22 protein-coding genes and 2 tRNA genes are annotated in these 26,534 nt (G+C 72.5%); 11 read left to right on the forward strand and 13 right to left on the reverse strand.

Features of this window, described 5'->3' with window-relative positions; translation table 11 throughout:
* Positions 1 to 10 precede the first annotated feature (10 nt).
* The gene (locus tag FZ988_RS03980) at positions 11 to 679 is read right to left on the reverse strand and encodes a type 1 periplasmic-binding domain-containing protein (protein WP_223145026.1); all 669 of its coding nucleotides are present in this window, start codon (positions 677 to 679) and stop codon (positions 11 to 13) included.
* A gap of 195 nt (positions 680 to 874) precedes the next feature.
* On the opposite strand from FZ988_RS03980, the gene FZ988_RS03985 reads away from it, so the two are divergent.
* The 3 genes from FZ988_RS03985 (at position 875) to FZ988_RS03995 (ending at position 5,433) form a co-directional block, all read left to right on the forward strand.
* Positions 875 to 2,098, forward strand: coding sequence for a HupE/UreJ family protein (locus tag FZ988_RS03985; RefSeq protein ID WP_149202716.1), 1,224 nt, complete (start codon positions 875 to 877; stop codon positions 2,096 to 2,098).
* Positions 2,099 to 2,246: 148 nt separating this feature from the next.
* Positions 2,247 to 4,247, forward strand: coding sequence for a purple acid phosphatase family protein (locus FZ988_RS03990; protein WP_149202717.1), 2,001 nt, complete (start codon positions 2,247 to 2,249; stop codon positions 4,245 to 4,247).
* 85 nt (positions 4,248 to 4,332) lie between these two features.
* A complete protein-coding gene (locus FZ988_RS03995) occupies positions 4,333 to 5,433 on the forward strand; it encodes a WxL protein peptidoglycan domain-containing protein (protein ID WP_149202718.1) in 1,101 nt (366 codons plus the stop codon).
* Positions 5,434 to 5,491: 58 nt separating this feature from the next.
* Here FZ988_RS03995 and FZ988_RS04000 read toward each other — a convergent pair whose 3' ends face one another.
* The 8 genes from FZ988_RS04000 to FZ988_RS04035 form a co-directional block, all read right to left on the reverse strand.
* Positions 5,492 to 6,679 carry a Fic family protein gene (locus FZ988_RS04000; RefSeq protein WP_149202719.1) on the reverse strand — a complete coding sequence of 396 codons (1,188 nt, stop codon included), beginning with the start codon at positions 6,677 to 6,679 and terminating at the stop codon, positions 5,492 to 5,494.
* 80 nt (positions 6,680 to 6,759) lie between these two features.
* A complete protein-coding gene (gene ybaK, locus FZ988_RS04005; protein WP_149202720.1) occupies positions 6,760 to 7,254 on the reverse strand; it encodes a Cys-tRNA(Pro) deacylase in 495 nt (164 codons plus the stop codon).
* 92 nt (positions 7,255 to 7,346) lie between these two features.
* Entirely contained in the window at positions 7,347 to 7,898 is a 552-nt protein-coding gene (locus tag FZ988_RS04010) for a hypothetical protein (RefSeq protein WP_149202721.1), read from the reverse strand.
* Between the two features lie 549 nt (positions 7,899 to 8,447).
* A complete protein-coding gene (locus tag FZ988_RS04015; protein WP_149202722.1) occupies positions 8,448 to 9,926 on the reverse strand; it encodes a hypothetical protein in 1,479 nt (492 codons plus the stop codon).
* Positions 9,927 to 10,116: 190 nt separating this feature from the next.
* On the reverse strand, positions 10,117 to 11,007 hold the full coding sequence (lgt, locus tag FZ988_RS04020; RefSeq protein ID WP_149202723.1) for a prolipoprotein diacylglyceryl transferase: 891 nt from the start codon (positions 11,005 to 11,007) through the stop codon (positions 10,117 to 10,119).
* A gap of 93 nt (positions 11,008 to 11,100) precedes the next feature.
* Positions 11,101 to 13,746, reverse strand: a complete 2,646-nt coding sequence (locus tag FZ988_RS04025) for a DEAD/DEAH box helicase (protein WP_149202724.1) — start codon at positions 13,744 to 13,746, stop codon at positions 11,101 to 11,103.
* Positions 13,747 to 13,770: 24 nt separating this feature from the next.
* Positions 13,771 to 14,799 (reverse strand): S66 family peptidase, encoded by a 1,029-nt coding sequence (locus tag FZ988_RS04030; RefSeq protein WP_149202725.1) that lies wholly within the window; start codon positions 14,797 to 14,799, stop codon positions 13,771 to 13,773.
* Positions 14,800 to 14,824: 25 nt separating this feature from the next.
* Positions 14,825 to 15,727, reverse strand: coding sequence for a 3-methyladenine DNA glycosylase (locus FZ988_RS04035; protein WP_149202726.1), 903 nt, complete (start codon positions 15,725 to 15,727; stop codon positions 14,825 to 14,827).
* 65 nt (positions 15,728 to 15,792) lie between these two features.
* On the opposite strand from FZ988_RS04035, the gene FZ988_RS04040 reads away from it, so the two are divergent.
* The 3 genes from FZ988_RS04040 to FZ988_RS04050 all read left to right on the forward strand — a co-directional run bounded on the left by FZ988_RS04040 (position 15,793) and on the right by FZ988_RS04050 (position 18,072).
* Complete coding sequence (locus FZ988_RS04040) at positions 15,793 to 16,557, forward strand: maleylpyruvate isomerase family mycothiol-dependent enzyme (RefSeq protein ID WP_149202727.1); 765 nt, start codon at positions 15,793 to 15,795, stop codon at positions 16,555 to 16,557.
* Between the two features lie 186 nt (positions 16,558 to 16,743).
* Positions 16,744 to 17,163, forward strand: coding sequence for a ribonuclease HI (gene rnhA, locus FZ988_RS04045; protein ID WP_223145038.1), 420 nt, complete (start codon positions 16,744 to 16,746; stop codon positions 17,161 to 17,163).
* 96 nt (positions 17,164 to 17,259) lie between these two features.
* Entirely contained in the window at positions 17,260 to 18,072 is an 813-nt protein-coding gene (locus FZ988_RS04050; protein WP_149202728.1) for a class I SAM-dependent methyltransferase, read from the forward strand.
* Positions 18,073 to 18,106: 34 nt separating this feature from the next.
* Here the strand turns inward: FZ988_RS04050 and FZ988_RS04055 are convergent, their stop codons facing one another.
* The gene (locus tag FZ988_RS04055) at positions 18,107 to 19,243 is read right to left on the reverse strand and encodes a DUF418 domain-containing protein (protein WP_149202729.1); all 1,137 of its coding nucleotides are present in this window, start codon (positions 19,241 to 19,243) and stop codon (positions 18,107 to 18,109) included.
* 33 nt (positions 19,244 to 19,276) lie between these two features.
* Here FZ988_RS04055 and FZ988_RS04060 point away from each other — a divergent pair, with 33 nt between their 5' ends.
* The 3 genes from FZ988_RS04060 to FZ988_RS04070 are packed head-to-tail and all read left to right on the forward strand — an operon-like array spanning position 19,277 to position 22,402.
* The gene (locus FZ988_RS04060; protein ID WP_149202730.1) at positions 19,277 to 20,062 is read left to right on the forward strand and encodes a fumarylacetoacetate hydrolase family protein; all 786 of its coding nucleotides are present in this window, start codon (positions 19,277 to 19,279) and stop codon (positions 20,060 to 20,062) included.
* A 37-nt stretch (positions 20,063 to 20,099) separates the two neighbouring features.
* Positions 20,100 to 21,635, forward strand: a complete 1,536-nt coding sequence (gene gltX, locus FZ988_RS04065) for a glutamate--tRNA ligase (RefSeq protein WP_149202731.1) — start codon at positions 20,100 to 20,102, stop codon at positions 21,633 to 21,635.
* Complete coding sequence (locus FZ988_RS04070) at positions 21,632 to 22,402, forward strand: HAD family hydrolase (RefSeq protein WP_149202732.1); 771 nt, start codon at positions 21,632 to 21,634, stop codon at positions 22,400 to 22,402. Before gltX ends, FZ988_RS04070 begins: the two co-directional genes overlap by 4 nt.
* A 259-nt stretch (positions 22,403 to 22,661) precedes the next feature.
* Here the strand turns inward: FZ988_RS04070 and FZ988_RS04075 are convergent, their stop codons facing one another.
* A complete protein-coding gene (locus FZ988_RS04075; protein ID WP_149202733.1) occupies positions 22,662 to 23,459 on the reverse strand; it encodes a sulfite exporter TauE/SafE family protein in 798 nt (265 codons plus the stop codon).
* Positions 23,459 to 25,327 (reverse strand): gamma-glutamyltransferase family protein, encoded by a 1,869-nt coding sequence (locus FZ988_RS04080; protein WP_149202734.1) that lies wholly within the window; start codon positions 25,325 to 25,327, stop codon positions 23,459 to 23,461. Before FZ988_RS04080 ends, FZ988_RS04075 begins: the two co-directional genes overlap by 1 nt.
* A gap of 148 nt (positions 25,328 to 25,475) precedes the next feature.
* On the opposite strand from FZ988_RS04080, the gene FZ988_RS04085 reads away from it, so the two are divergent.
* Positions 25,476 to 25,547, forward strand: a tRNA-Gln gene (locus FZ988_RS04085).
* Positions 25,548 to 25,641: 94 nt separating this feature from the next.
* Positions 25,642 to 25,714: transfer RNA gene (locus tag FZ988_RS04090), tRNA-Glu, on the forward strand.
* 49 nt (positions 25,715 to 25,763) lie between these two features.
* On the opposite strand, the gene FZ988_RS04095 is transcribed toward FZ988_RS04090, so the two are convergent.
* Positions 25,764 to 26,483, reverse strand: a complete 720-nt coding sequence (locus tag FZ988_RS04095) for an IclR family transcriptional regulator (RefSeq protein ID WP_149202735.1) — start codon at positions 26,481 to 26,483, stop codon at positions 25,764 to 25,766.
* Between the last annotated feature and the right edge of the window lie 51 nt (positions 26,484 to 26,534).

Genomic DNA, 26,534 nt, shown 5'->3' on the forward strand with positions numbered 1-26,534 from the left:
GTCGCGGCGGTCAGTCGATCCACAGGACGATGCCGGTGAGGTCGTGCAGCACCGCTGCGGCGCCGGCGCGCACGGCGGCGGCGCAGCGCTCCGGGGTGAACGACCCGGCGTCGTACTCCGAGGCGGCACCGTTGCCCGTGCCCCGGAACGACGCCCCCGTCCAGGACACCGCCGTCACGTTGTAGGTCGGCTCGCCCACCTCGGCACCGACCACGAGGAAGTCCTGGTCGAGGTGGTTGGCGCTGACGACCGCGAGCGGGTCGACGAGCGCGTTGCCCGCGGTCACGACCAGGTCGGGCGCGAGCTCGAGCGCACGGACGATCCCGGCCACCAGGTCGCCGTCCTCGTCCGCGTCGACCGTGCGCAGGTCGACGTCCTCGTCCTGGGCCCACTGCTCGACGGCTGCGGTGACGGTCGACGTGGCCGGGTCGTCGCCCGCGTGCAGGAGCACGACGCGGTAGCCGCGCGACGGACGGACGTCGTCCCAGGAGCCGGCCTCAGGCACGACAGTCGCCTCGGGCGTGGGCGTCGTCGACGGCTCAAGGAACCCGCTGCCGAGCGCCCCGACCGCCGACGGCTCGGGGTTCGGCGCGTCCCACGGGTCGCCGGCGCAGCCGGTCAGCAGGGCCGTCGTGAGGACCCCCACGCCGAGCAGGGTCGAGTGCTGTCGCGCGCGCACGTGGGTCCGTCCTTCGTCTGGCCGCCGGGTCGGTGGTGCGGCCCTTTCCTACCTCACGGGGCCGGCCGGTCGACATGCCGGACGGGGGAGCGGGCCATCCCTTCCGCGAGCGTTCTCCCGGGGGACTCGTGGCGTTCACCGGTGCGGTGCAGCGTGCGGTCGCCGGCACCTGGGCCGGCCCGTCGAGGGAGCCGCATGTCACGCACGAGGCGCAGAGCCGCCCTGACCACCCTGGTGTGCGCAGCCGCTGCGGCCGCAGTGCCGGTCGTGGTGCTCGGCGCCGGGCCCGCGGGCGCGCACGGGTTCACGTCGACCGTCTACGCGGACGTCACGTCCGCCGGCGCGGGCGCCGTGCGCACGGAGCTTGACCTCGAGTACGACCTGCTGGTCGTCTCCGCTGCCGACGCGCAGGACGACGACGCGCTGTTCCAGGACGGCACTGCGGCGTTCGAGGCGGCGGACCTGACCTGGCAGGCGGAGGCGCTCGCGGGGCACCCGGAGACGGTGCTCGCGTACGTCACGGAGCGCTTCACGGTCGCGGCCGGCGGCGCGGACTGCGTGGCGGAGCAGGTGGGCGACGTCACGGTGGCGGTGCGTGACGGGGTGCCGTATGCGGCCCTCGTGCTCGAGCACACGTGCGCAGCGTCGGACGGCGCGCACGAGATCGGCAGCACATTGTTCGCCGACTCCGAGGGCTACGTGACGGGGACGGAGACGATCCTCACGTACGTGCTGGACGGCCAGGAGGGCAGCACGGCGCTCGACGGCGCGAACCCCTCGTTCTCGACGGCGCAGTCCACGGGGGAGCGGTTCTGGACGTTCTTCCACCTGGGCGCCGAGCACCTCCTGCTCGGGCTCGACCACGTGCTGTTCCTGCTCGCGCTCGTCGCGGGCTCCCGGCGCCTGCGGGAGGTCGTGCTCGCGGCGACGGCCTTCACGGTCGCCCACTCGGTCACGTTCGTGCTCGCCGCGGCGGGCGCGGTCGAGGTGCCGGGGCGCGTCGTCGAGCCGCTCATCGCGTTGTCCATCGCGGTCGTCGCGGGCTGGCACCTGTGGCGGCTCCCGGGCGATCGTGACGGTGGTGACGGGCTGGACTCGGGCGGGGGGCACCTGAGCCTGGACCGCGCCGGGTGGCTGCGCGTCGGCGTGGTGTTCGGCTTCGGCCTCGTGCACGGGCTCGGCTTCGCGGGTGCGCTCGGCATCGACGAGGCGTGGTCGTGGACCCTCCTCTGGTCGCTCCTCGTGTTCAACCTGGGCATCGAGACGGTGCAGCTCGCGCTCATCGCGCTGACGTTCCCGCTGCTCGCCCTGCTGCGTCGGCGTGCGCCACGGGCCGCGCGTGCCGTGACGGGCGTGACAGCCGTCGGGGTCGCGGCGGCCGGGCTGGTGTGGTTCGCGCAGCGCCTGTTCGGAGGGTGACGCCTGCGTGTTCGGGCACCTGCCGTCGGACGGCCCGCTCGCGTTCGTCCGGGGTTCACGCGCGGTGGGCACGGTGACGACGTTGGGCACATCGGGCAGAACGGTCGCGTTCCGCCCATTCCGCACCTCCCAAGAGAACGGACGACGCATGTCCTCCTCCACCGTGGCTCACGCCCGTGGGCCTGCCGCCCACCGGCTGTCCCGAAGGCTCGCCGCCATCGCACTCGGCACGTCGGTCGTGATCGGCGGGTTCGCGGGCCTGCCCGCGTCCGCCGCCGACCCCGTGACCGACCCCACCACGATGACCGGCATCGTCCTGGGCGTCGGCGCCGACGAGTCGCAGCGCGTGGTGTCCTGGTACACCTCGACGGACACCGCGCAGCAGGTCCAGGTCGCCCCGACGTCGTCCCTCGTCGACGGTGCCTTTCCCGCCGGCGCCGTGACCTACTCCGCGGTCGGCGGCGCGAACATCGCCACGAGCGGCGGCTTCAACCGTCACGCGACGCTCACGGGCCTGACGGACAGCACCGAGTACTCCTACCGGGTGGGCGCCGAGGGCGCATGGTCGGCGACCTACTCGTTCAAGACGCAGGAGTTCGACGGCGAGTACGACTTCCTGTTCTTCGGGGACCCGCAGATCGGTGCCTCGGGCAACATCGCCAAGGACCAGGCGGGCTGGCAGGACACACTGGACGTCGCGCTCGCGGCGAACCCGGACACCGAGCTCCTCGTCTCGGGCGGGGACCAGGTCGAGACCGCGAACACCGAGCCGCAGTGGGACGCGTTCCTCGCACCCGACCAGCTGCGCCAGTACCCGTGGGTCGCGACCATCGGCAACCACGACGTGGGCGGCAAGGCCTACGAGCAGCACTTCTTCACGCCCAACACGGACCGCTCCTCCGCGTACTACGCGAACGGCAACCCGGCGTCGAACACCTCGGGCGGCGACTACTGGTTCATCTACAAGGACGTGCTGTTCATCGACCTGAACAGCAACAGCTACGCGACCCGGCAGGGCGGCGGCGGTGACGAGGCGCACCTGCAGTACGTGACGGACATCGTCGAGCAGCACGGCGACGAGGCCAAGTACACCGTCCTCGTCTACCACCACGCGATCTACTCGGCCGCGGCTCACGCGAAGGACGGCGACGCCAAGGTGCGTCGCACGGACTTCCCGACGGCGTTCTCCGACCTCGGCGTCGACGTCGTCCTCCAGGGCCACGACCACGTCTACACACGCAGCTACCTGATCAAGAACGGCGAGAAGGCGGACCCGGCCGAGCAGCCCGGCGCCGCCGACGTGTACGCCGGCCCCGGCGGTGTCCTGTACGTGACGGCCAACACGGCGTCGGGCTCGAAGTACTACGACATCACGTCGCCCGACGGCACGGGGACGAGCGGCGCGGGCAACGGCGCCGACCCCCTGGACCCGAGCAGCTACTGGTACAACTCGGTGCAGGACCAGGAGCACGTGCGCACCTACGTCCGCGTGAAGGTCCGCAACGACCAGCTCGTCGTCGAGAACATCCGCAGCGGCACGTGCGAGGCCCCGAACGCTGCGGTCGAGCTTGGCAAGGTCGCGTGGTGCGGCCCCGACAGCGGTGCGAGCGCCGCGCAGCCGGTCGGCTCGATCGTCGACTCGGTGACGGTGCACCCGTACCACGGCGACGGTGGCCAGGAGATCCAGGTGGCCGTCCCCGAGGCGTTGCCCGGCGAGTTCGGCTGGACCATCGACGGGCACAACGGCCTGGTCGACCTGGGCACGGCCGTCGAGCACGAGGACTACTTCGAGGCGACCGGGTCGATCAACCCGATCACCGTCTCCGACTCGCGGCGCTCGCTGGCGTCGTGGTCCATCTCGGCGTCCGTCGGCGACTTCCGCGACGGCGACCGGACGTTCTCCGGTGCGCACCTCGGCTGGGCCCCGACCCTCGTCGAGGCCGGGGCCGGCGCGCAGCCGGGTGCCCCGGTCGGCTCCGGGTACGACGGCGGCAACGGCCTGTCCGTCGCACGCACCCTGGGCTGGGCGGAGGACGGGCACCCGCGGGGGACCGCGAAGCTCGGCGCGGACCTGGACCTGAAGGTCCCGGCGAGCATCGAGCAGGGCAGCTACCGCACGACCCTGACGATCACCGCGCTGAGCAGCTGAGCGCACCCGCGTGACCCCGGGGTGGGGCGTCAACAGGCGCCCCACCCCGGGCCTTCCCGTTCCACCCGACGACCCGAGGACCCTCATGACTGCGTCCGCCGTGCACACGCCCTCTCGCGCCGATGCCGTGCCACGCCACCTGCGTGCGGTGCGGGCGGTCCTCCTGGCGGCGGTCGCCGTCGCGGCCGGCCTCGTCGCGTCCCCCGCGGGTGGTGCCACCGCGGCGGAGGGCGACGTGACGTGGACCGTGCGGACCGCCTCCAACGACCTGGGCGCGGACCGGACGAGCTACGAGTACGCGGTGAACCCGGGGACGGCCGTCGAGGATGCCCTCGTCGTCGCGAACGGCGGGACCGCGCCGCTGGACCTCGCGGTGTACGCGGCCGACGGCTTCACGACCGAGGCCGGCCAGTTCGACCTGGTGCTGGGCGGTGAGGAGTCGGTCGGCGTGGGCGCCTGGGTCACGGGCGCCACGGACCACATCACCGTCGAGCCCGGCACCTCCGTCGAGGTCCCCTTCACCGTGAGCGTCCCGGCGGACGCGACGCCCGGAGACTACGCGGGCGGCATCGTCACGTCCCTCGCCCAGCCGGGCGACACCGAGGGGATCACCGTCGACCGCCGCCTGGGCGTGCGCATCGCGCTCCGCGTGGGCGGGGAGCTCGCGCCCGCGCTCGCGGTCGAGGACGTGCGACTGAGCTACGGCGGCGGGCTCAACCCGTTCGCGGGGGGCGACGCGACCGTCAGCTACACGGTTCACAACACGGGCAACGCGGTGCTCTCCGCCCAGCAGGCCGCGACCGTCGAGGGCCCGTTCGGGTGGTTCGACACGGCGGCAGGCGAGGTCGACGCGCCGCCGCAGCTGCTCCCGGGCGAGAGCTGGGAGGTCACCGTCCCGGTCGACGACGTCGCCGCGGCGGTCCGCCTTGCCGCGACCGTGAGCGTCACACCCGTCCTGACGGATCCCTCGGGCTCGACGACGGCGCTCGAGCCGGTCGTCGCGACCGCGGGCGCGTGGGCCGTGCCGTGGGCGCTCGTCGGGCTGGTCGTCCTGCTGGTCGCCGCCGCGCTCGTGGCCCGCCGTGTCCGGGCGCAGCGTCGCGCGCAGCGGGCGGCCCGCGAGGAGGCGCGCGTGCGTGAGGCAGTCGAGGAGGCGCTGAGCAAGGTCGACGCCGGGGTGCGCTGAGGGAAGGCGGGCCGGCGGGGTCCGGTGGGCAGTGCCGTTCCCACCGGGAACGGCGTTCCTACCAGATCCGGCGATGAGCACGGTCGGCGAACGCGTCCATCGCCGCGAGCACCTCAGGTGCCTGCCACACCCGGTCACGGGTGCCGTTGCCGATCTGCTCGAGGACGCCGTCCTGGACGAGCCGGTCGATGGCCAGCTGCGCATTGGCCGTGGTGACGCCGAGCTTCTCGGCGGCGAGGCGGGCGTCGATCACCGGCCGCGTCATCACGAGGTCCGCCAGAGACCAGGCGGCAGCGCCCCGGCGCGCCTGGATCTGCTCGTCCCACGCTGCGCGCGCGGACGTGACGTCTGCGATGAGCTGACGGGAGTTCGCCAGCGAGGGGAAGACCGCCTGGGCGACCTCCGTGATGATCGCCTCCATGTCGCCGTCCCGGTACACGGACAACGCGTGGAAGTACCTGTTCGTGTCGGCGAGCAGCCCGGCGGAGACCGGCACGATGGCCCGTCTGATGAGACCGCCGTGCCGGAGCTGGGCGTGCAGCAGCGCACGGCCGGTGCGTCCGTTGCCGTCCGGGAACGGGTGGATGGACTCGAACTGTGCGTGGGTGAGCGCGGCCTGTGCGAGCAGCGGGATGTCATCTCGGCTGAGGAACGCTGCCAGGTCGTCGATCGCGGCCGGCACCCGTTCGTGGACCGGTGCCACGTAGGAGGCGCCGTGCGGGCTGCGGCTGCTGCCGCCGATCCAGACCGGCTCCGTGCGCCAGCGTCCGGCGATCACCGCGGAGTGCGGTGCCATCAGGGCGTCGTGCATGTGCAGGATCGCCGCGACATCCAGGTGGTCGAAGCCGTGCATGGCCTCGGTCATGGCAGCGACGTTCGCCACGATCTCGTCGGCGTTGGTGCGGCCCTTGCGGCGGAGCTCGGCGAGGGCGATCGCCTTGGCCGAGGACGTCAGGTTCTCGATCTGCGAGGAGCTGGCCGCTTCGGTGCGCAGAAGGAGCGCCGCGAACGACGTCGTCGCCCCCAGCGTCTCCCCGTCGAACCGGGCGATCTCGGCGGACGCCTCGGTGACGAGAGTCATCGTCTGGGCTGGCAGGTGCACGACGGCGTCGGCGATCGGGGGTGGCACGGCGGCTTCGTAGGGGCCACGGTGCAGGGACCGTGCCGCGCGAGGACCGTAGGCGCTGTCGGCGGCGTGCCACTCGACGCTCTCCGTGGTGAACACGGGCCAGGTATCCGTTGCCACGATCTCACCCTAACATTGGATATCGCGATATCCGATGCTACTGGATGGCCCTGTCCTCGGTTCTCGCTGCCCCGGTAACGTCAGCCGCGGGCGATGTCGGCGACGACGGCGCCGGTCAGGCGGATGAGGTCCGCCGGGGCGAGGCCGATGTCGAGGCCGCGGCGACCGCCCGAGACGTAGACGGTGTCGAACAGCTCGACGCTCTCGTCGACCACGGTGGGGTGCGTCGTCTTCTGGCCGAGCGGGGAGATGCCGCCCGCGACGTAGCCGGTCGCGCGCTCGGCGGCCGGGCGCTCGGCCATCGCGGCCCGCTTGCCGCCGACGGCGTGCGCGAGGGCCTTGAGGTCGAGCTTCCCGGTGACGGGCACGACGGCGACAGTCAGGCGGCCGTCGACCGCGGCCATCAGCGTCTTGAACACCTGCTCCGCGGGGATGCCGAGCACGTGCGCCGCCTCGAGTCCGTAGCCGAGCGTCGTGCCGGCGTCGTGCTCGTACGGGTGGACGGTGTGCGGCACGCCTGCCGTCTCGAGTGCCACGAGCGCGGGTGTGCCGCCGTGCTGAACCCTCTTCGCCACGCGGGCCAGGGTATGCGGGTGGCGTCCTCGTCGGCGGCACCGCTCACCGGCGCCGCGGCGCGCGACGTGCCGTGCCCCGGTGGTGCGTGGCGTCAGGGGACCACCATGAGGATGTACTCGGCGCGGTCGAGGATGCGTCCGTCAACAGCGGCGCCGGCGATCGCGGCATCGGCGCTGGCCAGCGGTGCGCCGAGGTTGTTCTCGAGGTCGCGGAACGAGCCGTGCCGGCTCATGCCGAACACCTTCCAGATCCAGCCGCCGCTCTCCTCGCTGGAGAACACGTAGAGGATGTACTTGTCGTTGTCCGTGGCGAGGGGCTCGGCGTTGAGCGACCGTCCCTCCGCGTCGATCACGAGCTGCGCTTCCACCACCGGGGGTTGCCCGGGGACGTCGGTGCCGATCCGGACGGGCGCCTTCTCGGTGCCCTGGAAGAGGACCCCGTTGACGACCTGGCTGAACTCGTCCGCGACGGGCTCGGGAGCGGGCTCAGGTGTCGGGGTGGGGGCGGGGCTCGCCTCGACGGCGGGTGCCTGCTGGGTGGTGGTCTCGCTCGGGGGCGCCGAGTCGTCGGCGACGGCCGAGCATCCGGTGAGAGTCGCCGCGATGACCAGTGCCGCGAGGACCGTCGTGGAGGTTCGGGGCATAGCGGTCCTTCGGTCGGTGCGAGGGGGTCACGCACCTATCGGTCGCGTGTGACCGGTTGTGATGGGACTGGCACCCCGGCCGCGTCGTCTCGGGGTACGGGGTCACGGGTGGCCGCACCTGTCGCGCCGAGCCGGCCACTGCGATCCTTGGCGTCAGCGGTGCGCTACACGCCGTACTCGACGTAGAGCGCCCCTCGGACAGCAGCACGGACTCCACGGGAAGGCCACCGCTCAATCTGGTCGAGACAATCCACCCCAGGCGTCCCGGATCGGCGGCTGGGGCAGGTACTGCCGAGCGAAGTGCCCGTGCAACGCGTGGCCGCTCTTGTGCCACCTTGGCACCCGCGTAGGGGAAAGCGTCACTGCCCGAGCCCTCGCGCAGGTCACGGAGGAACGTCGCCAGGTCGTCTCGGACCTGCAGCTGGTCGTGGCAGCCTTCGCCCGGCGCAGTCCCGAGACGACTGAGGCGGTTGGCCCAGCAGCACCGGCGCAGCGATGCCGAGTCCGACGCCCGCCTCGTCAGTAGACTCCCCGAGTTACGTAGCTGAATTAAGTCAAGTCGGTCGCGCCCTCTGCGCGCATGGCGTGGCAGCACCGTGCGGGCCGGGCGCCCGCTGCGACCGCCTGCTCCTCAGGTACTGAGAAGGCACGCGGTCCCGCCCGTGTGCAACTTCGGCGGTGGTAGACACCGCTGCCCGGGGTCATCGCTGCTCCAGCGAACTCGCGTTCGACGGATGAGCGGATAGTGTCTTGCAGGTCTTTGAACCGCTCGTCCGCCCGAAGGTCATTGAGAAGTGGCCACTCAAACAAGTCAATCCCGGAGATGTCGCCACTAGCCAAGAGGCCCGGGATAAGAGCGAACGCTTCATCGGCTTCGCCGAGCAGCGCGGCCTTTGCCAGCTTGAAACGATCGCTTGAAGCGGACACGTCCCATGCCTCTACCTCAGGGCGAATGGTGTCCAAGTCTTCGAGGCGTTTCCGCGCGAGCCACAGGTTCACCTTAAAGACCTCTGACGTAGCGGAGTCAGCAGGAATGGTTAGGCCGTGTGACGACACTCGCGAAACGAGTCGCCACTTCCCGGCGAGCATCATGCGGTACTCGATGCCGTGCAGTTCATCGCAGGCGGCCCGATCTTCCCCGCCGACCTTTCGGAACAGCTCTACCGCCGCGAGAGCACCCAGAGCAAAGAGTTCGTCAAAGCACGCTTCTACGTAGTCGGGAGTGCAGTCAAGAGGTTGGCCGAGTTCGACAGGAGCGCCGGTCTCCGTCATGTATCGCTTCGTAGCGCGAGCGCCGTTATGCACGATCGTGTGTCGCCGCTGGAAGACCTCCTGGACAGCCGCCCAGTCGATGGAGAGTGTCTCAAAGTCGATCTTGATCCCATCGCGGTAGAACTTTCGCCAACCGGCAAAGCTCCCAAATAGCAACCCGTCAATCCGTCGGGAAACGGCGACATCCACGGCGTCTTCAATGGAGCCGAGTGCCTTTAGTTCTGGAAGCGAGAACTCCTTTTCCTTCGAAGCGGCATCGAGGGCCTGTGGGATGCACTCGTAATAGACCCGCGTCAGTTCGGCGAGATGTAGCTCGAATGCGCTAACTGCGTTCGTTAGGAGAGAGTTCAGCAGAATGGGTGACCTTGGCGGCTGTGTGAACGAGCGGCGCACGGCGGCGACGAGACGAGGCCCCCATTCTTCGTGCAAGAACCTGTCTACGAGCACCAGTATTGTGTCGCGGGCCCATGTGGGCGAGTCGGGAATTCTCATTGCATCAAGGACTTCACGCCGTTTGTCGCGCGGAATGAGAGCCAGGATGACGCTTATGTGCTTTAAGCGGTTCTCAACGGAATCGAGTTCTCTGGCGTGTTGCAGCGTCGCGTCCAAGAGTTCCCGGAGGGCGTCCACTCGGTTCTCATACTCGTCGACTATTGCCAGCACCTCAATGGCCCTCTCAGCCTCTTCGCTAAGGCCGCTGGGAACCTCCTCGAGTGCCCGCCGCGTTGAGGGGCCGTGTGTCTCTTCAGACTCCATGGCTATCAGACTGCCACAGTCGCTTGCGAAAACGAATCACGCGCCAACCGATCTCTCATGCAGCGTCCGCTCGCGTATGTGAGGCTTCGCTACGAGGATTCTGTTGGCAGGGTGGTTTGGCGAGTAGTCGCGTCGCCGCCTCCCGTCGCACCCGAGCACGGGAGCGGCACTGCCCCCGCGCACGGTTTGCTCACGCGCCGGAGTCGTCATCCGTCGCGTGAGCGTGGGCTTCCGCTGGCTCACGCCCAGGCGAGTACACCGACTCCTCACCCTCGGGATGCCGCCTCCGCTGGACGACGATGATCGCCACCCCGACGGCGATCGCCGCCAAGGCGCCCCACACGTTGGCAGGCAGGCCGAGCGGGGTCGAGCTCGTCGGGTCGATCCGCAGCAGCTCGAGCCACACCCGGGCGGAGCCGTACCAGATGAGGTAGACGCCGAAGGCGGCGCCCCAGCGCAGGGAGAGGCGCTTCTCGAGCAGGAGGATGACGGCGACGCCCAGCAGGTTCCACAGCATCTCGTAGAGGAACAGGGGATGGAACAGCGTGTCTGCGGGCAACCCCTCCGGGAAGGCTCGGTTGCTCGCGGGGATCTCAAGCCCCCACGGCAGGGTGGTCGGGCTGCCGAACAGCTCGTGGTTGAACCAGTTTCCGAGGCGGCCGATCGCCTGGGCCAGGAGCATCGCCGGGGCCAGTGCGTCCGCGAAGGACCAGAACCGGATCCCGGCGCGCCTGCACCCGATGTACGCACCGACGGCGCCACCGAGGAGCGACCCCAGGATGGCGATGCCGCCCTCCCAGATGTACAGGACCACCAGGGGGTCCTGACCTGCGCCGAAGTAGTCGCCCCAGTGGGTGACCACGTGGTAGATCCGGGCCCCGACGATGCCGAACGGCACCGCCCACATGACGATGTCGAGCACCGCGTCGGGATGACCGCCACGTGCCGTGAGGCGCCGCGACGTCAGCCACACCGCAGCCGCGATGCCCGCGAGGATGAACAGCGCGTACAGGTGGATCGTCAGCGGGCCCACGGAGAACGTGGCCCAGTCCAGGTCCGGGCTCGGGATGCCGAGGCGCATGCGGGTTCCCTCCTGTCGTCCGTCAACCTATCGTCGGCCCCGCGCGCGACCCAGGCGCCGCGGCGGCCCCGCGCAGATCCTGACGGCGGCGCCCTACAGCCGCCCCGCCGCCACGATCGTCATCACTGGCTCGCCGCTCTCGGCGCTCGCCATCACGTCCACCACGGCGTCGATGCGCCAGTCGCGGTCCCCGGCGGGGTCGTCGACGACCTGCCGGACCTCCCAGCGCTCGCCGGCGCCACCCGCGACGGCGGGGCGCTCGGTGACCAGCAGCATCGCGGGTCCGCGTGCCTCCGAGCCCACGCCGACGTCGTCGTGCTCGTCGAAGTACGGGTCCAGCGCGTCGCGCCACCGGTCCGTGGTCCACGCACCGCCGTCGGGATCCGTGTCGCCCAGCGCACCGAGCTCGCCCCAGCGTTCGCGCGCGAACAGCTCGACGCGACGGAACAGCGCGTTGCGGACCATGACGCGCAGCGCCCGCACGTTGACGGCCGGGCCTGACGGCCGGGCCTCCGGCGCGGCGCCCGTCGGGTCGTCGGGGTGCGCGAGGCGCTCCCACTCGTCGAGGAGGCTCGAGTCGGTGCCGCGCACCACGGCGCCGAGCCACTCGACGACGTCCTCGAGGGCCTCGTCGCGCCGCTCCGGCGGGACCGTCTGGCGCAGGGCCCGGTACGCGTCGGCGAGGTAGCGCAGCAGCACGCCCTCGGTCCGCTCGATGCCGTAGTACCCCACGTACTCGGTGAACGTCATGGCGCGCTCGTGCAGGTCACGCACCACGGACTTGGGGGAGAGCGTGTGGTCCGCGACCCACGGGTTGGTGCGGCGGTAGATCGTGAACGTCGCCTCGAGCAGCTCCGCGAGCGGCTTGGGGTACGTGACCTCCTCGAGCGCCGCCATGCGCTCCTCGTAGTCGTACCCCTCGGCCTTCATCGCGGCGACCGCCTCGCCGCGGGCCTTCTTCTCCTGCGCGACGAGCACCTGGCGGGGGTCGTCGAGCGTCGACTCGATGACGGACACGACGTCGAGCGCGTACGACGGCGCCTCCCGGTCCAGCACGTCCAGCGCGGCGTACGCGAAGGGGGACAGGGCCTGGTTGAGGGCGAACTGCGCGGGCAGGTCGACCGTGAGCTGCACGGTCTTCCCGCGCCCGTCGGCCCGCGGGACGCGCTCGAGCACCCCGGCGGTGCGCAGCGACCGGTACACGTTGACGGCCTGGCGCACGTGCCGTCCGCGGGCCGCCTCCGGCTCGTGGTTGTCCGTCAGGAGGCGGGTCATCGCCTCGACCGGGTCACCCGTCGGGCGTGCCAGGACGTTGAGCACCATCGCGTGGCTCACCGCGAAGCTCGAGGTCAGCGGCTCGGGCGGCGCGTCGCGCAGGCGCTCGAACGTCTTGTCGGTCCAGTTGACCGCGCCCTCGGGAGCCTTCTTGCGGACGATCTTCTTGAGCTTCTTCGGGTCGTCGCCGGCCCGGGCGAGCATCGCGCGGTTCTCGATGACGTGGTCGGGTGCCATGACCACGACCTCGCCGATCGTGTCGTAGCCGGCCCGCCCCGCGCGGCCCGCGATCTGGTGGAACTCGCGCGCCGAGAGGTGCCGCATGCGCACGCCGTCGTACTTCACGAGTGACGTGAGTACCACGGTGCGGATCGGCACGTTGATGCCGACACCCAGGGTGTCCGTGCCGCACACGACCGTGAGCAGCCCGCGCTGCGTCAGGCGCTCGACGACGCGCCGGTAGCGGGGCAGCATGCCCGCGTGGTGCACGCCCACGCCGTGCCGCAGCAGGCGGGACAGCGTCTTGCCGAACCCGGCGCCGAACCGGAAGTCGCCGAGCTCGACGGCGATCGCGTCACGCTGCTCACGGGACGCGACCGTGCTCGACATGAGCGCCTGCGCGCGCTCGACCGCCGCGGCCTGCGTGAAGTGCACGAGGTACACGGGGGAGCGGCGCGTGTGGACCAGGTCCTCGACGACCTCGTGCAGCGGCTCGACGACGTAGGAGAACGTCAGCGGCACCGGCCGGTCGGCGTTGCTCACGTCCGCGACGGGTCGGCCCGTGCGGCGCGTCAGGTCGTCGACGAAGAACGACACGTCGCCGAGCGTCGCGGACATGAGGAGGAACTGGGTGCGCGGCAGCTCGAGCAGCGGCACCTGCCACGCCCAGCCCCGCTGCGGGTCCGCGTAGAAGTGGAACTCGTCCATGACGACCTGCCCGACGGCGTCGTCCCCCGGCACCGCCGGGTCGTCCTCGTGGCCTGGGGCTTCAGCCACGCCCTCACCGGTGCGCAGCGCGATGTTCGCGAGGATCTCGGCCGTGCAGCAGATGATCGGCGCGCCCGGGTTGACGCTCGAGTCGCCAGTCATCATGCCGACGTTCGCCGACCCGAACGCCGCCACGAGGGAGAAGAACTTCTCGCTGACCAGCGCCTTGAGCGGCGCCGTGTAGTACGTGCGCCGGCCCTGGGCGAGGGCGACGAAGTGCGCGGCCATCGCGACGAGCGACTTCCCCGAGCCGGTGGGCGTCGAGAGGATCACGTGCGAGCCCGTGACCAGCTCGAGCAGCGCCTCCTGCTGGGCCGGGTAGAGGTTGAAGCCCTGCTCGCCGGCCCACGTCACGAACGCGTCGTACAGCGCGTCGGGGTCGGTCGGGTCGGCCGGGATGCGGTCCACGAGGAGACCCGTGGGGTGGGTGGCCGACGGGCCGGTGTCGTCGGACGGGGCAACGCTGGGCAGGCTCATCACGGCCATCCTCCCAGAGCCGCGTCAGACGAGCGTCTGCGTGAGCACCGCCGAGCTCGTTGACCAGGCCACCTCGGCCCGTGCGCCGTTGACCAGGGCCAGGTAGGGGGCGACGTGCCCGCAGTCGACGTCGCCCAGGATCGGGACACCGAGGCCGCCGAGGGCGTCCAGCACCGCGTCCCGCTGCGTGTAGCCGGGGGAGTCCGGCGCCTGCGTGCGGCCGACCAGCACCGCGTTGACGGCGTCGAACCAGCCCGCGTCACGCAGGCCGTGCAGACGGCGCCCGACGTCGAACGCCGGCACCTCCGCGGCCTCCAGGTACAGGACGAGACCCTCCGGCGCGTGCTCGGTGGCGAACGCGGTCGGGTCGAGGTGCAGCGTCCCGGCGAGCGAGGACAGCGTCTCGATGCAGCCACCGAGGAGCCGGCCGGTCGCGGTGAACGCGTCGGTCGAGTCCAGGCGCTCCCACCGGCCGGGCGTGTCCAGGGCGTACCGCGACACCGCGGGGTCCGCGACCCAGTCGTCGAACCCGGCCAACCGGTGCATGCGCGACGGCCCCTGGCTGATGACGGCGCCCGCGGGCGCCGTCACGACGTCGAGCCACGAGGCGAGCGGTGCCGGCACCTCGTAGGGCGCGTCCATGAGGTTCTGTCCGTGCAGGCTCGCCACACCCGTGCGCGCGGTCAGCGGCGCGAGGAGCGTCGAGATGTCGGAGAAGCCGACGAGCCATGTGGGCTCGGCAGCCGCGATCGCGTCCCAGTCGAGCACGCTGAGCAGGTCGATCGCGAGCTCGCCGCCCCACGGCGGCACGACCGCGCGGATGGTCGGGTCCGTGAGCATCGCGGTGAGCTCGGCGGCACGATCGTAGGCCGGTGCGCTCACGGGTCCCGCGCCGTCCATGCAGTCGCCCACCACGACCTGGAATCCGCGACCCTCGAGGTGTCGCACGGCGACGTCGAGCCGCGGCCTCAGCACCTCGGCGACGCCCGACGAGGGCGACGTGACCCCGATGCGGTCGCCGGGACGCAGGGGACGGGGGTAGCGGATCGGCACGGTCGCAGTCTGGCAGCCGCCACCGTCACGCGTGGCTGTCGAGGCCCTCGCACACCTCCAGGAGCCGCACCCGCAACCCGGCGGAGCGCTCCGCGAACGCGCGCTGCCGGGCGACGTACTCGGCCCGGCCCTCGGGAGTCTCGATCGCGACGGCCGGCTCGCCGAGCGACGACAGGTCGTACGGCGACGCCTGCATGTCCAGCAGCCGGATCTCGGCCGCGAGCGCGAACGCGTCGAGCAGCAGGTCGCCAGGGACGGCAGGCCCGAGCTTGAGCGACCACTTGAGCAGGTCCATGTTGGCGTGCAGGCAGCCGGGCTGCTCGAGATCCACCTGGGTCTCACGCGTGGGCTGCAGGCGGTTGAGCGGCACGGCGTCGGGCGTGAAGAAGCGGAACGCGTCGATGTGGGAGCAGCGCACCGGGTGGGCGTCGACCACGGCGTCCGTGCCCTCGCGGCCGAGGCGCAGCGGCAGCGAGTGGCGGCGTCGGGCGTCGTCCTGCCGGTAGACCATCGCCCACTCGTGCAGCCCGAGGCAGCCCAGGGCCGCCGGGCGTGACGCCGTCGCATCGAGCAGCCGTCGCACGTACGCCACGGTCTCGCCGCGGTCCGCCAGGAACGCCTCGACGTCCAGCCCGACCGACCCGTCGTCGTGCACCCCGTACCAGCGCCACGCGGCGTGCTCGGCCGGGCCCTGCGCCGTCGGCCCGAGCGTGACTCCCACGCCCGGGTGCCAGCGCCGCAGGAGCGACGGCTTGACGCCGTAGTACTCGTAGAGGAAGTCCTCGACCGGGTGCCGCTCGCCCGTGCCCCGGCGTTCCCGGTGGGCGGCGGTCAGTGCGTCCGCACGGTCCGCATGCGCGCGCGCCACAGGGAGCCAGGCCTCCGCGGCTACCACGCGGGCCCGGTCCGCCGTCGCTCGCGTCCCCACCGCGTCAGGGTAGGGCGAGGGCTGCCGTGTTGCGCGACCCGCGCCCTTGGCCCTGGGATGGTGCCATGACGACCACCACGTACCCGACCAGCCGGCTCGACGACATCCACCGGCTGGAGCAGGAGCTCCTGGTGGCGCTCGCGGGCCTCACCGACGACCAGGTCCGCGGCCCCTCGTCGCTGCCCGGCTGGACACGTGGGCACCTGCTCGCGCACCTCGGCGGCGTCGCCTCGGCAGTCGCGCGTCAGCTCGAGAACGCGGTGAAGGACGCCGAGCGCGTCGACTTCTACGACGGCGGGCGTGCGGGGCGTGACGCCGCGATCGAGCTCGCCGCGCCCGCACCCGCCGCCGACCACCTCGCCACGCTCCGCACGGCGATCGACCGGGTCGGCGCCGCCCTGGCCCGGATGACACCAGAGACGCTCGCCCGGCGGACCGGTCACCGCGACCGTCCGGCGTCCGCGCTCATCGACGCGTGGTGGCGCGAGCTCGCGATCCACCTCACCGACCTTGAGCTGGGCCACGACGCCACGACGTGGACCCGCGAGCTGCGCGAGCACCTCGTCCACCACCTCGCGGACCGTGCTCCCGCGGGCGTCCGGCTGCATCTCGCCGCGACCGACTCCGACGACCGGTGGGTGCTCAGCGACGGCGCGGCGACCGCCGTCGGGCTGGACGACACGGCCGCTGCCGCCGACGGGACGGTCACCGTGCGGGGGTCCGCGAACGACCTCGTCGCGTGGCTCGCGGGCCGGCGTCCGCTCAGCCCCGTCGTCGCGGAACGGGCGGGTGCCCCGGTGGCGCTGCCGGAGCTCGCGCCCTGGCCGTGAGCGGCCGAGTGCGGCCGTAGGGTGGCGGCCATGCTCTTCGACGCCCTGGATGCCGCCGCCACGTCGGTCCGCCCGCAGCCGGGGCCCGACGTCGCGCCGTCCGAGCCGGACGCCGACGTCACTGGCGCCACCGGCGTCGACCGCATGGACCCGGCGACGGGCGCCGCGGCACTGACCGTCGTCGAGATGTGGACCGACGGCGCGTGCAAGGGCAACCCCGGGCTCGGTGGCTGGGGCGCCTGGATGCGCGCGGGCGGGCACGAGCGCGAGCTGTTCGGCGGCGAGGTCCTCACGACCAACAACCGCATGGAGCTCACGGCGGTCATCGAGGGGTTGCGGGCGCTCAAGCGGCCGTGTGCCGTGACGCTGCACGTCGACTCGACGTACGTGATGAACGGAATGGGTCGCTGGCTCGCGGGCTGGAAGCGCAACGGGTGGGTCACGGGGGACAAGAAGCCCGTGAAGAACCGTGAGCTCTGGCAGGAGCTCGACGTCGAGGTCGCGCGGCACACGGTCGCGTGGGTGTGGGTCAAGGGCCACTCCGGTGACCCGGGCAACGAGCGCGCCGACCAGCTCGCGAACCGCGGCGTCGACTCCGTGCGCTGAGCAGGGCCCCATCTCCCGCGGCCGCCATCCGTCCACGCCGCGAGACGTCATGTCTTGGAACTTGATACACGAGCGCGGGTGCGGGTTACTGGCCAGGTGACCACCCAGGACGTCTACACGCACGGGCACCACGCGAGCGTTCTGCGCGCGCACAGCCGACGCACCGTCGAGAACTCCGCCGCCTACCTCGTCCCCGCGCTCGAGGTCGGTCAGCGCGTGCTCGACGTCGGCTGCGGCCCCGGCTCCATCACCGTCGACCTCGCCGCGCGCATCGCCCCCGGGGAGGTCGTTGGCGTCGACACGTCCGCCGCCGTGCTCCACGTCGCGCGTCAGGCCGCGCAGGACGCGGGCCTGGCCAACGTGCGGCTCCAGGTCGCCGACGCCGCCGCGCTCCCGTTCGAGGACTCCTCGTTCGACGTCGTGCACGCCCACCAGGTGCTCCAGCACCTCACCGACCCGGTCGCCGCGCTGCGGGAGATGCGCCGTGTGACCCGGCCCGGCGGTGTCGTCGCCGTGCGGGACGCCGACTACGCCGCGATGACCTGGTACCCCGCGTCGCCCGGCCTCGACGAGTGGCTCGCGCTCTACCACGAGGTCACGCTCGCGAACGGCGCTGAGGCCGACGCCGGGCGCCGCCTCGTCGCGTGGGCCCAGGAGGCGGGTTTCGACCCCGAGCTCCTGACCGCCGGCGCCGGGGTGTGGTGCTACGCGTCCCCCGAGGAACGCGCGTGGTGGTCGCAGACGTGGGCCGAGCGCGTGACGTCGTCCGCGTTCGCCCAACAGGCGATCGGGTACGGCCTCGCGGACGACGTCGCGCTCGAGCTCCTCGCCGACGCCTGGCGCGCCTGGGGCGAGGCGCCCGACGGCTGGTTCGCGGTGCTGCACGGGGAGCTGCTCGCCCGCGTGTGAGCACGTGCCGACCGGGCCCGCGCTCCGGGCTACGTCACGGGGGCGGCGGGGGCCAGGCTGAGCGCGGTCCCGCGAGCCCGCCGTGGTACGGGCCTGTCGGGGTTCCCGCGTAGGGCACAGGCGGCACCCATCCGCGGCGTCCCGTGGGAGCGAGGTGGTCGGCGACCGTCGTCGACAGGCTGTGGAGGCCGCGCTCGAGCGGCCCGCGTCCGAGCAGCGCTCGCCACACGGTCGCGAACGCCACGCCGGTGACGACGAACGCGAGCAGGCGCGCGTTGCTCGGGTCCCACACGACCATCGGGCCCATCATGGCGATCACCAGGATGTGGCCCACGTACAGGGTCAGCGCGAGCGACCCCGTCGCCGCGAGCGGCGCCACGACCCGTCCGGCGTAGCGGGCCAGCAGCAGGCACAGTGCGAGCACGCAGAGCACGACGCCGACGTTCCCGGTGATCTCCGTCACCGTGTCCGCGTGGGGCTCGGCCGTCAGCAGCGCGCGGCGAAGCGTCTGGTCGGGCGCGATGCTCCGGACCGCCACGGCACCCACGCCATACCCCAGGACGGCCGTAGGGAAGCCGACGCCGAGCAGCACCAGCGGGGTGCGCGGGGCGAGCAGGTCCGTGCGCCCGACGGCCAGCCCCACGAGCAGGTACGCCATCCACGCGCCGGCGGGGTAGTGCTCACCGACCAGGAGGTCGAGCCCAGGCGGGACACCGCCGAAAGGCCCTGAGGTGAACGCGTCCCGCACCACGACCACGACGGCGGAGCCCACGCTCGCGAACCCCGCGGCCGCGAGCAGCAGTGTGCGCGTCCTCCAGGTCAGCGCGACCGTGACCAGCGAGAACATGACCGCGTAGCCGGGCAGGATCACGGCGACGGGCGTCCCGAGCAACGAGAGCACGACGCCGAGCGGCAGCAGCGCGAGGGCCCGGACGACGATGCGCACGCGGGCGTGGTCGAGGGCCGCCCCGGACACGACTCGCGGGCCGCCGCTGAGGAACGCGGCGGACACACCGGCCAGCAGGGCGAAGCCCGCCGCCGACCGCCCGTCGGCCACCTGGAGCCAGCCTGTGCGCGTCCAGTCGCCGCCGGAGTCGTCGCCCAGGTGCGCCGCGAACATGCCGAGGACGGCGAGGCCCCGGGCCACGTCGACGCCCGCCACACGCTGCACCGGGGCAGCGTACGACGCGGATACGCTGCGCAGATGCGCATCGCGAGGTTCACGACGGGGGACGACCCCCGCTACGCCCTGGTCGACGGCGAGCCCGGCTCCGAGCAGCTGGTCGTCCTCACCGGTGACCCCATCTACATGCCCGTGCAGCCGACCGGCGAGCAGGTCCCGCTCGACCGGGACGACGTGCGGCTCCTCGCCCCGGTCATCCCGCGATCCAAGATCATCGGCGTCGGGCGCAACTACGCCGAGCACGCCGCGGAGCTGGGCAACGAGGTCCCCGCCCAGCCGCTGCTGTTCCTCAAGCCCAACACGAGCGTGATCGGCCCGGACGACCCCATCGTGCTGCCCGCCTGGTCGCAGGAGGTCCACCACGAGGCCGAGCTCGCCGTCGTCATCGGCAAGGTCACGCGCGACGTCTCGCCCGAGAAGGCGCTCGCGCAGGTGTTCGGGTTCACGGTCGCGAACGACGTGACGGCCAGGGACGTGCAGCGCACCGACGGCCAGTGGGCGCGGGCCAAGGGCTTCGACTCCTCCTGCCCGCTGGGCCCCTGGGTCGTGCCCGGGCTCGACGTGGACGACCTCGGGGTCAGCGCACGCGTCAACGGTGAGGTCCGGCAGGACGGCCGCACCTCGCAGATGATCTTCGACGTCGCGCACCTCGTCTCCTACGTGAGCGAGGCGTTCACGCTCCTGCCCGGCGACGTCATCCTCACCGGGACGCCCGCGGGCGTCGGCCCAGTGGTGCACGGCGACGTCGTCGAGATCGAGGTCGAGGACATCGGCGTGCTGCGGAACCCGGTCATCCGGCGCGACTGACGGGCCGTGCGGGCGCCGCCGCTAGGCTGGGAGGACCATGCCTGAGAACCTCGCGACCCCGTCCAGCCACCCCACGACGGCCGAGGGCTCGGCCGTCCGCGTGCGCTTCTGCCCCTCACCGACCGGCACGCCCCACGTCGGCCTCATCCGCACGGCCCTGTTCAACTGGGCCTACGCGCGGCACGTCGGCGGCACGTTCGTCTTCCGCATCGAGGACACCGACGCCGCGCGTGACAGCGAGGAGAGCTACCAGCAGCTCCTCGAGGCGCTGCGGTGGCTCGGCCTGGACTGGGACGAGGGCGTCGAGGTCGGCGGCCCGCACGAGCCGTACCGCCAGTCGCAGCGCCTGGACGTCTACGCCGACGTCGCGCGGCGCCTCCTCGAGGCCGGCTTCGCGTACGAGTCGTTCTCGACGCCCGAGGAGGTCGAGGCCCGGCACCGTGCCGCCGGCCGCGACCCCAAGCTCGGCTACGACGGCTTCGACCGGGACCTGAGCGAGGAGCAGAAGGCCGCCTACCGCGCGGAGGGCCGCGAGGCGACCCTGCGCATCCGGATGCCCGACGACGACGTGGTCTTCACCGACATGATCCGCGGCGAGCTGACCTTCAAGGCCGGCTCGGTGCCCGACTTCGTGATCGTCCGCGGCAACGGCCAGCCGTTGTACACGCTGACCAACCCGGTCGACGACGCCCTCATGGGCATCACCCACGTGCTGCGCGGCGAGGACCTGCTCTCCTCGACCCCGCGTCAGACGGTGCTGTACCGCGCGCTCATGGCGATCGGCGTCGCGACCGTCGAGCCCGTGTACGGCCACCTGCCGTACGTCATGGGGGAGGGCAACAAGAAGCTCTCCAAGCGGGACCCCGAGTCCAACGTGTTCCTCCACCGCGACCGGGGCTTCACCCCCGAGGGGCTGCTCAACTACCTGGCCCTGCTCGGCTGGGGCTTCTCCGCGGACCGCGACATCTTCAGCGTCGCCGAGATGATCGCCGCGTTCGACGTCGCCGACGTCAACCCCAACCCCGCGCGGTTCGACCTCAAGAAGGCCGAGGCCATCAACGCGGCGCACGTGCGGCTCCTCGCCCCCGAGGTGTTCCGTGAGCGCCTCGTCCCGTACCTGCACGGTGCGGGTCTCGTCTCCGCGGCGACGTACGCCGACCTGACGGCGCACGAACGCGGGATCCTCGACGTCGCGGCGCCCCTCGTCCAGGAGCGCATGAACCTGCTCGGCGAGGTCGTCGGCATGCTCGGCTTCCTCTTCGTCACCGACGACGCCCTCGTGGTCGAGGACGAGGCCCGTGCGGGGCTGCGCGAGGGTGCCGCCGAGGTGCTCGACGCCGCGACCGCCGCGCTCGAGCCGATCCCGGCGGACGCCTTCACGACGGCCGCGACCCAGGAGGCCCTGACCGGCGCCCTCGTCGACGGCCTCGGCATCAAGCCGCGCCTCGCGTTCACGCCGCTGCGCACCGCCGTCTCGGGTCGCCGGGTGTCCCCGCCGCTGTTCGAGTCGATGGAGATCCTCGGCAAGGAGTCCACGCTCACACGCGTCGCCGCGCTGCGCGCCTCCCTGTGACGGCTGCCGGCCCGTCCTGGGCAGGCGCCGTCGACGGCGTCCTCTTCGACATCGACGACACGCTCGTCGACACGCGCGGGGCCTTCGGCGCGGCCCTCGCCGACGTCGCCCGGACGTACCTGCCGCACCTCGGCCCGGAGCGCCTCGCCGACGTCGTGGCCGCGTGGCGGGCCGACCCTGCGCGGCACTACGAGCGGTACACGCGCGGCGAGGTCACGTACCGCGACCAGCGCCTCGCCCGCGCGAACTCCCTGCACGACCAGTTCGGCGGCGTCGTGCTCGACGACGCGTCGTTCGACGCCTGGAACGAGGTCTTCGAGCGCGGGTTCAGCGCGGCGTGGGCCGCGCACCCGGAGGCGCACGACGTCGTCGACCGGCTCATCGGCGCAGGCCTCGCGGTCGGCGCGCTGACGAACGCCGCGGTGGCCTACCAGACCGGCAAGCTCGCCCGCGCGGGCCTGGACCACCGGGTCCCGGTGCTCGTGGGCGTCGACACCCTCGGCGTCGGCAAACCCGACCCCCGGGTGTTCGTGGAGGCGTGCCGGCGGCTCGGCACCGACCCCGCGCGCACCGTCTACGTGGGCGACGAGCTCGACGTCGACGCCCGCGCGGCGGTCGCCGCAGGCCTCCGGGGTGTCTGGGTCGACAGGCCCGGCCCCCGCCGGGTCACGATTCCCGACGACCACATCCGCGCGGCCCGCGACGCCGGCGTCCGGGTCGTCCCGAGCCTCACGGAGCTCCCCGAGCTCCTAGCCCTGCCGACCTGACCTCGAAGCCTGACCCCCGCGCCCCGGCCCACCACCGCTGAGGTCGGCCCTTCGCGCCGAGGTCGCCCGTTGGGCGGGCCGACCTCGACGCGGAGGACCGAACTCGGCGCAGGGACCGACGTGCTCGCGGGGGGCCGGTCAACCACCGCTGAGGTCGGCCTCTCGTGCCGAGGTCGCCCGTTGGGCGGGCCGACCTCGACGCGGCGGGCCGACCTCGACGCACTGGATCGTGGTCGGGGCGAGCGGGTAGGGGTGCGCGTCAGAGGTCGAGGCCGATGACGACCGCGGCGCTCAGTGCGACGACGACGATGACCGTGCGCAGCACGGGCGCCGGGATGCGTCGGCCCAGGCGGGCGCCGAGGATGCCGCCGACGGCTGACCCGATCGCGATGAGGACGGCGACCTGCCAGTCGACCGCGCCACCCACGACGAAGACGACCGCGGAGACGAGGTTCGCGACCCCGGCGAGCACGTTCTTGGCGCCGTTGGCCCGCTGCAGGTCGGTCGTCCACGCGATGCCGAGCAGGGCGAGGAGCACGACGCCTTGCGCGGCCCCGAAGTAGCCGCCGTACACGCCCGTCGCGCCGACGCCGAGCATGAGCCCGACGGTCAGCGGCCGGGTCGAGATGTCGGTGTGCTGCGCCGGGCCGGCTGCCGGGTCGGGAGCTGCGGAGCGCCGTCGCAGCCAGGCGGCGACCCGGGGTTGCACCGCTGCGAGGACGGCGGCCAGGACCAGCAACCACGGCACGACCGACGTGAAGGTCTCGGCCGGCGCGACGAGGAGCAGGAGCCCGCCGAGGACCCCGCCGACGGCCGAGAGCACGGCCATGGTCGCCACGGTCCGCCAGCGGCCGGCGAGCTCCCTGCGGTAGCCCCACGCCCCTGTCACGGCGGCGGGCACGAGGCCGACGGTGTTGGACACGTTGGCGGTGAGCGGCGGGATGCCGAGCCACACGAGCAGCGGGAAGGTGATGAGCGTCCCCGCCCCGACGATCGTGTTGATCGTGCCGGCGAGGACGCCCGCGAGCAGGACGAGGACGAGCTCGACGGGGGCCATCAGCGGCCCACCGCGTAGGCCTGCATGCCGCGAGGCGTCGCGGCGGCGTGGAGCATCCCGTCGGCTCCCCGCGCGGCCGCCGTGAGGCGTCCGAGGGACCACGGGCCCGTGACCGTGAGCGCGTGCCCCCGGCGTCGGAGGTCGTCGAGCACGTCCCTGCCGAGGCGCTCCTCGGCGTGCAGGCCGCGCAGCTCGATCTCCCGCGGGTCGAAGGAGGAGACGAGGTGCGTCGTGTGCCAGGTCGGGGCGTCGATCGCCTCCTGCAGCCCCATGCCGAACACGAGGTGGTTGAGCAGGAACGGCAGCTGCCACTGGTCCTGCTGGTCCCCGCCCGGTGTCCCGCACGCGATCTCCGGCGCGCCGTCCCGGAGCACGAGCGTCGGGCTCAGGGTGGTGCGCGGGCGTCGGCCGGGGCCGAGCGAGCCGGGCAGCCCCTGCTCGACCCAGAACATCTGCGCGCGCGTCGGCAGCTGGAAGCCCAGCGACCCGATCACGGGTGAGCTCTGCAGCCAGCCGCCGCTGGGCGTGACGGACACGACGTTGCCGTGCCGGTCGACGACGTCGAGGTGGCACGTGTCGCCGCGGACCGTCCCGTCACGTCCCACGGCGGGGTCCGTCCCGGTGTCGCTCGGGGCGAACGTCGGCTCGCCCGCGCCCGCGACCGCGTGGCGGCTCCCGGACGTGGAGCCCGACGCGCGGCGTGCGCGCTCGACCTCGGCGTGCACGCGTGCGGGGAGGCGTGGCTCGACGCCGTCCGGGCTGCCGGGTCGCAGCTCGTCGGACGCGTCGGCGTCGATGAGCTCGCGGCGCCGGGCGGCGTAGCCGGGGGAGAGGAGTGCGTCGATCGGGACGTCGGTGTGGTCCGGGTCCCCGTACCAGGCGTCGCGGTCGGCGAACGCGAGCTTCGCGCCCTCGACCACGGCGTGCACGAGCTCGGCGGAACCGGGCCGGGTGTCCGCGAGGTCCGTGCCGTCGAGGAGGGCGAGCTGTTGGAGCAGCACCGGGCCCTGACCCCAGGGGCCGGTCTTGGCGATGGTCCGGCCGGCGAAGTCGAGAGTCGCGGGGCGCTCCTCGCGGACGCGCCAGCCGGCGAGGTCGGCGCGGCTCAGCAGCCCCCGGTGCGCGCGCCCGGTCGAGTCGACGACGCTGCGGGAGGAGGACGCCGCGATCGCGTCGGCGACGAAGCCCTCGTAGAACGCACTGCGGGCGGCCTCGATCTGCGCGTCGCGGTCCGGCCCGGCGGCCTCGGCCTCGTGCACCAGCCGCTCGAGCGTGCGTGCCAGGTCGGGGTTGCTGAAGCGGCTCATGGGGGCGGGGACTCGCCCGCCGGGGAGGTAGACCTCTGCCGAGGTGGGCCAGTGCTCGCTGAACATGTCGGCGACGCGCGCGATCGTCGCCGACGCCTGCGCCAGGAGCGGGTACCCGTGCCTGGCGTAGCCGATCGCCGGTGCGAGGACGTCCGCGACCCGCCAGGTGCCGTACCTGGCGAGCAGGTCCATCCAGGTGCCGAAGGCGCCGGGGACGACGGCGGCGAGCAGCCCGGTGCCGGGCACGTGGTCGAGGCCGAGGTCGGCGAAGGCCTGCGCGGTGGCGGCGGCGGGCGCAGGCCCCTGCCCGGCAAGGACGAACGGCTCGCCCGACGGCGCCAGGCAGCCGATGACGGGCACGTCGCCGCCGAGACCGTTGAGGTGCGGCTCGACGACGTGGAGGACCATGCCCGTGGTCACGGCAGCGTCGAACGCGTTGCCACCCTGCTCGAGCACGGCCATGCCGCTCTGCGACGCGAGCCAGTGGGTCGACGCCACCATGCCGTGCGTCCCGACGATCTCGGGTCGGGTGGTGAAGGCGGGAGAGGTCACGCCCGGCATGGTCGCACCTCGCGCGCCGGAGCGCCGACGGCGCGCGGCTCCGCTGCTCGTTTTGGTGGGACCGGTGCACTCGGGTAGAGTTCCCCGCCGGTACGAGGTCCGGATCTGGGACGTGCGTGAGCACGGACGGATCGGGCCGGATACCCCATGGGGTATGGTGTAATTGGCAGCACGAGTGATTCTGGTTCACTTAGTCTAGGTTCGAGTCCTGGTACCCCAGCGTTCATCGCGCGCTGCGACAGTGGTCATCGGCCCGGTGAACATGCTGTAAGGTTTCCGAGTCCCGATCCCTTCCGGGGGTCAGGAATCGCTAGGCCCCCATCGTCTAGTGGCCTAGGACGCCGCCCTCTCACGGCGGTAACAGGGGTTCGAATCCCCTTGGGGGTACGGAAGAGGCCCGGTCACCACTGGTGACCGGGCCTCCGTCATGTCCGGGCTACTCCGCGGTGCGGCGCAGGACCTCGGTGAGGCGGTTGGCGGCCGCGACGACGGCGCCCGCGTGCAGGCGGCCGGGCTGGCGGCTCAGCCGCTCGACCGGGCCGGAGATCGACACGGCGGCGACGACGCGTCCCGACGGCCCGCGCACCGGGGCGGACACGGAGGCCACGCCGGCCTCGCGCTCGGAGACCGACTGGGCCCAGCCGCGACGTCGGACGCCCGAGAGGATCGTCGCCGTGAACTTGGCGCCCTGCAGACCGCGGTGCAGACGGTCCGGCTCCTCCCAGGCCAGGAGGATCTGGGCGGCGGAGCCCGCCTGCATGGTCAGCGTGGCGCCGACCGGGATCGAGTCGCGCAGGCCGATCGGCCGCTCGGCAGCCGCGACGCAGATGCGCTGGTCGCCCTGACGGCGGTACAGCTGCGCGCTCTCGTTGCAGTGGTCGCGCAGCGCGGCGAGCACGGGGTTGGCCGCGGCCAGCAGGCGGTCCTCGCCCGCTGCCGTGCTCAGCTCGGACAGGCGTGGGCCGAGCACGAACCGGCCCTGCATGTCCCGTGCGACGAGGCGGTGGTGCTCGAGGGCGACGGCCAGTCGGTGCGCGGTCGGTCGGGCAAGATGGGTGGCGGCGACGAGCTGCGCGAGCGTCGCAGGTCCGGCCTCCAGGGCACTGAGTACCGAGGCGGCCTTGTCCAGGACGCCGACTCCGCTAGAGTTGTCCATAGGTCGATATTGGCGTCTCGCGCACTGAGACGCAAGTGACGCGGCCGAATT

The organism is Actinotalea subterranea (genome assembly GCF_008364845.1).
GTDB lineage: Bacteria > Actinomycetota > Actinomycetes > Actinomycetales > Cellulomonadaceae > Actinotalea > Actinotalea subterranea.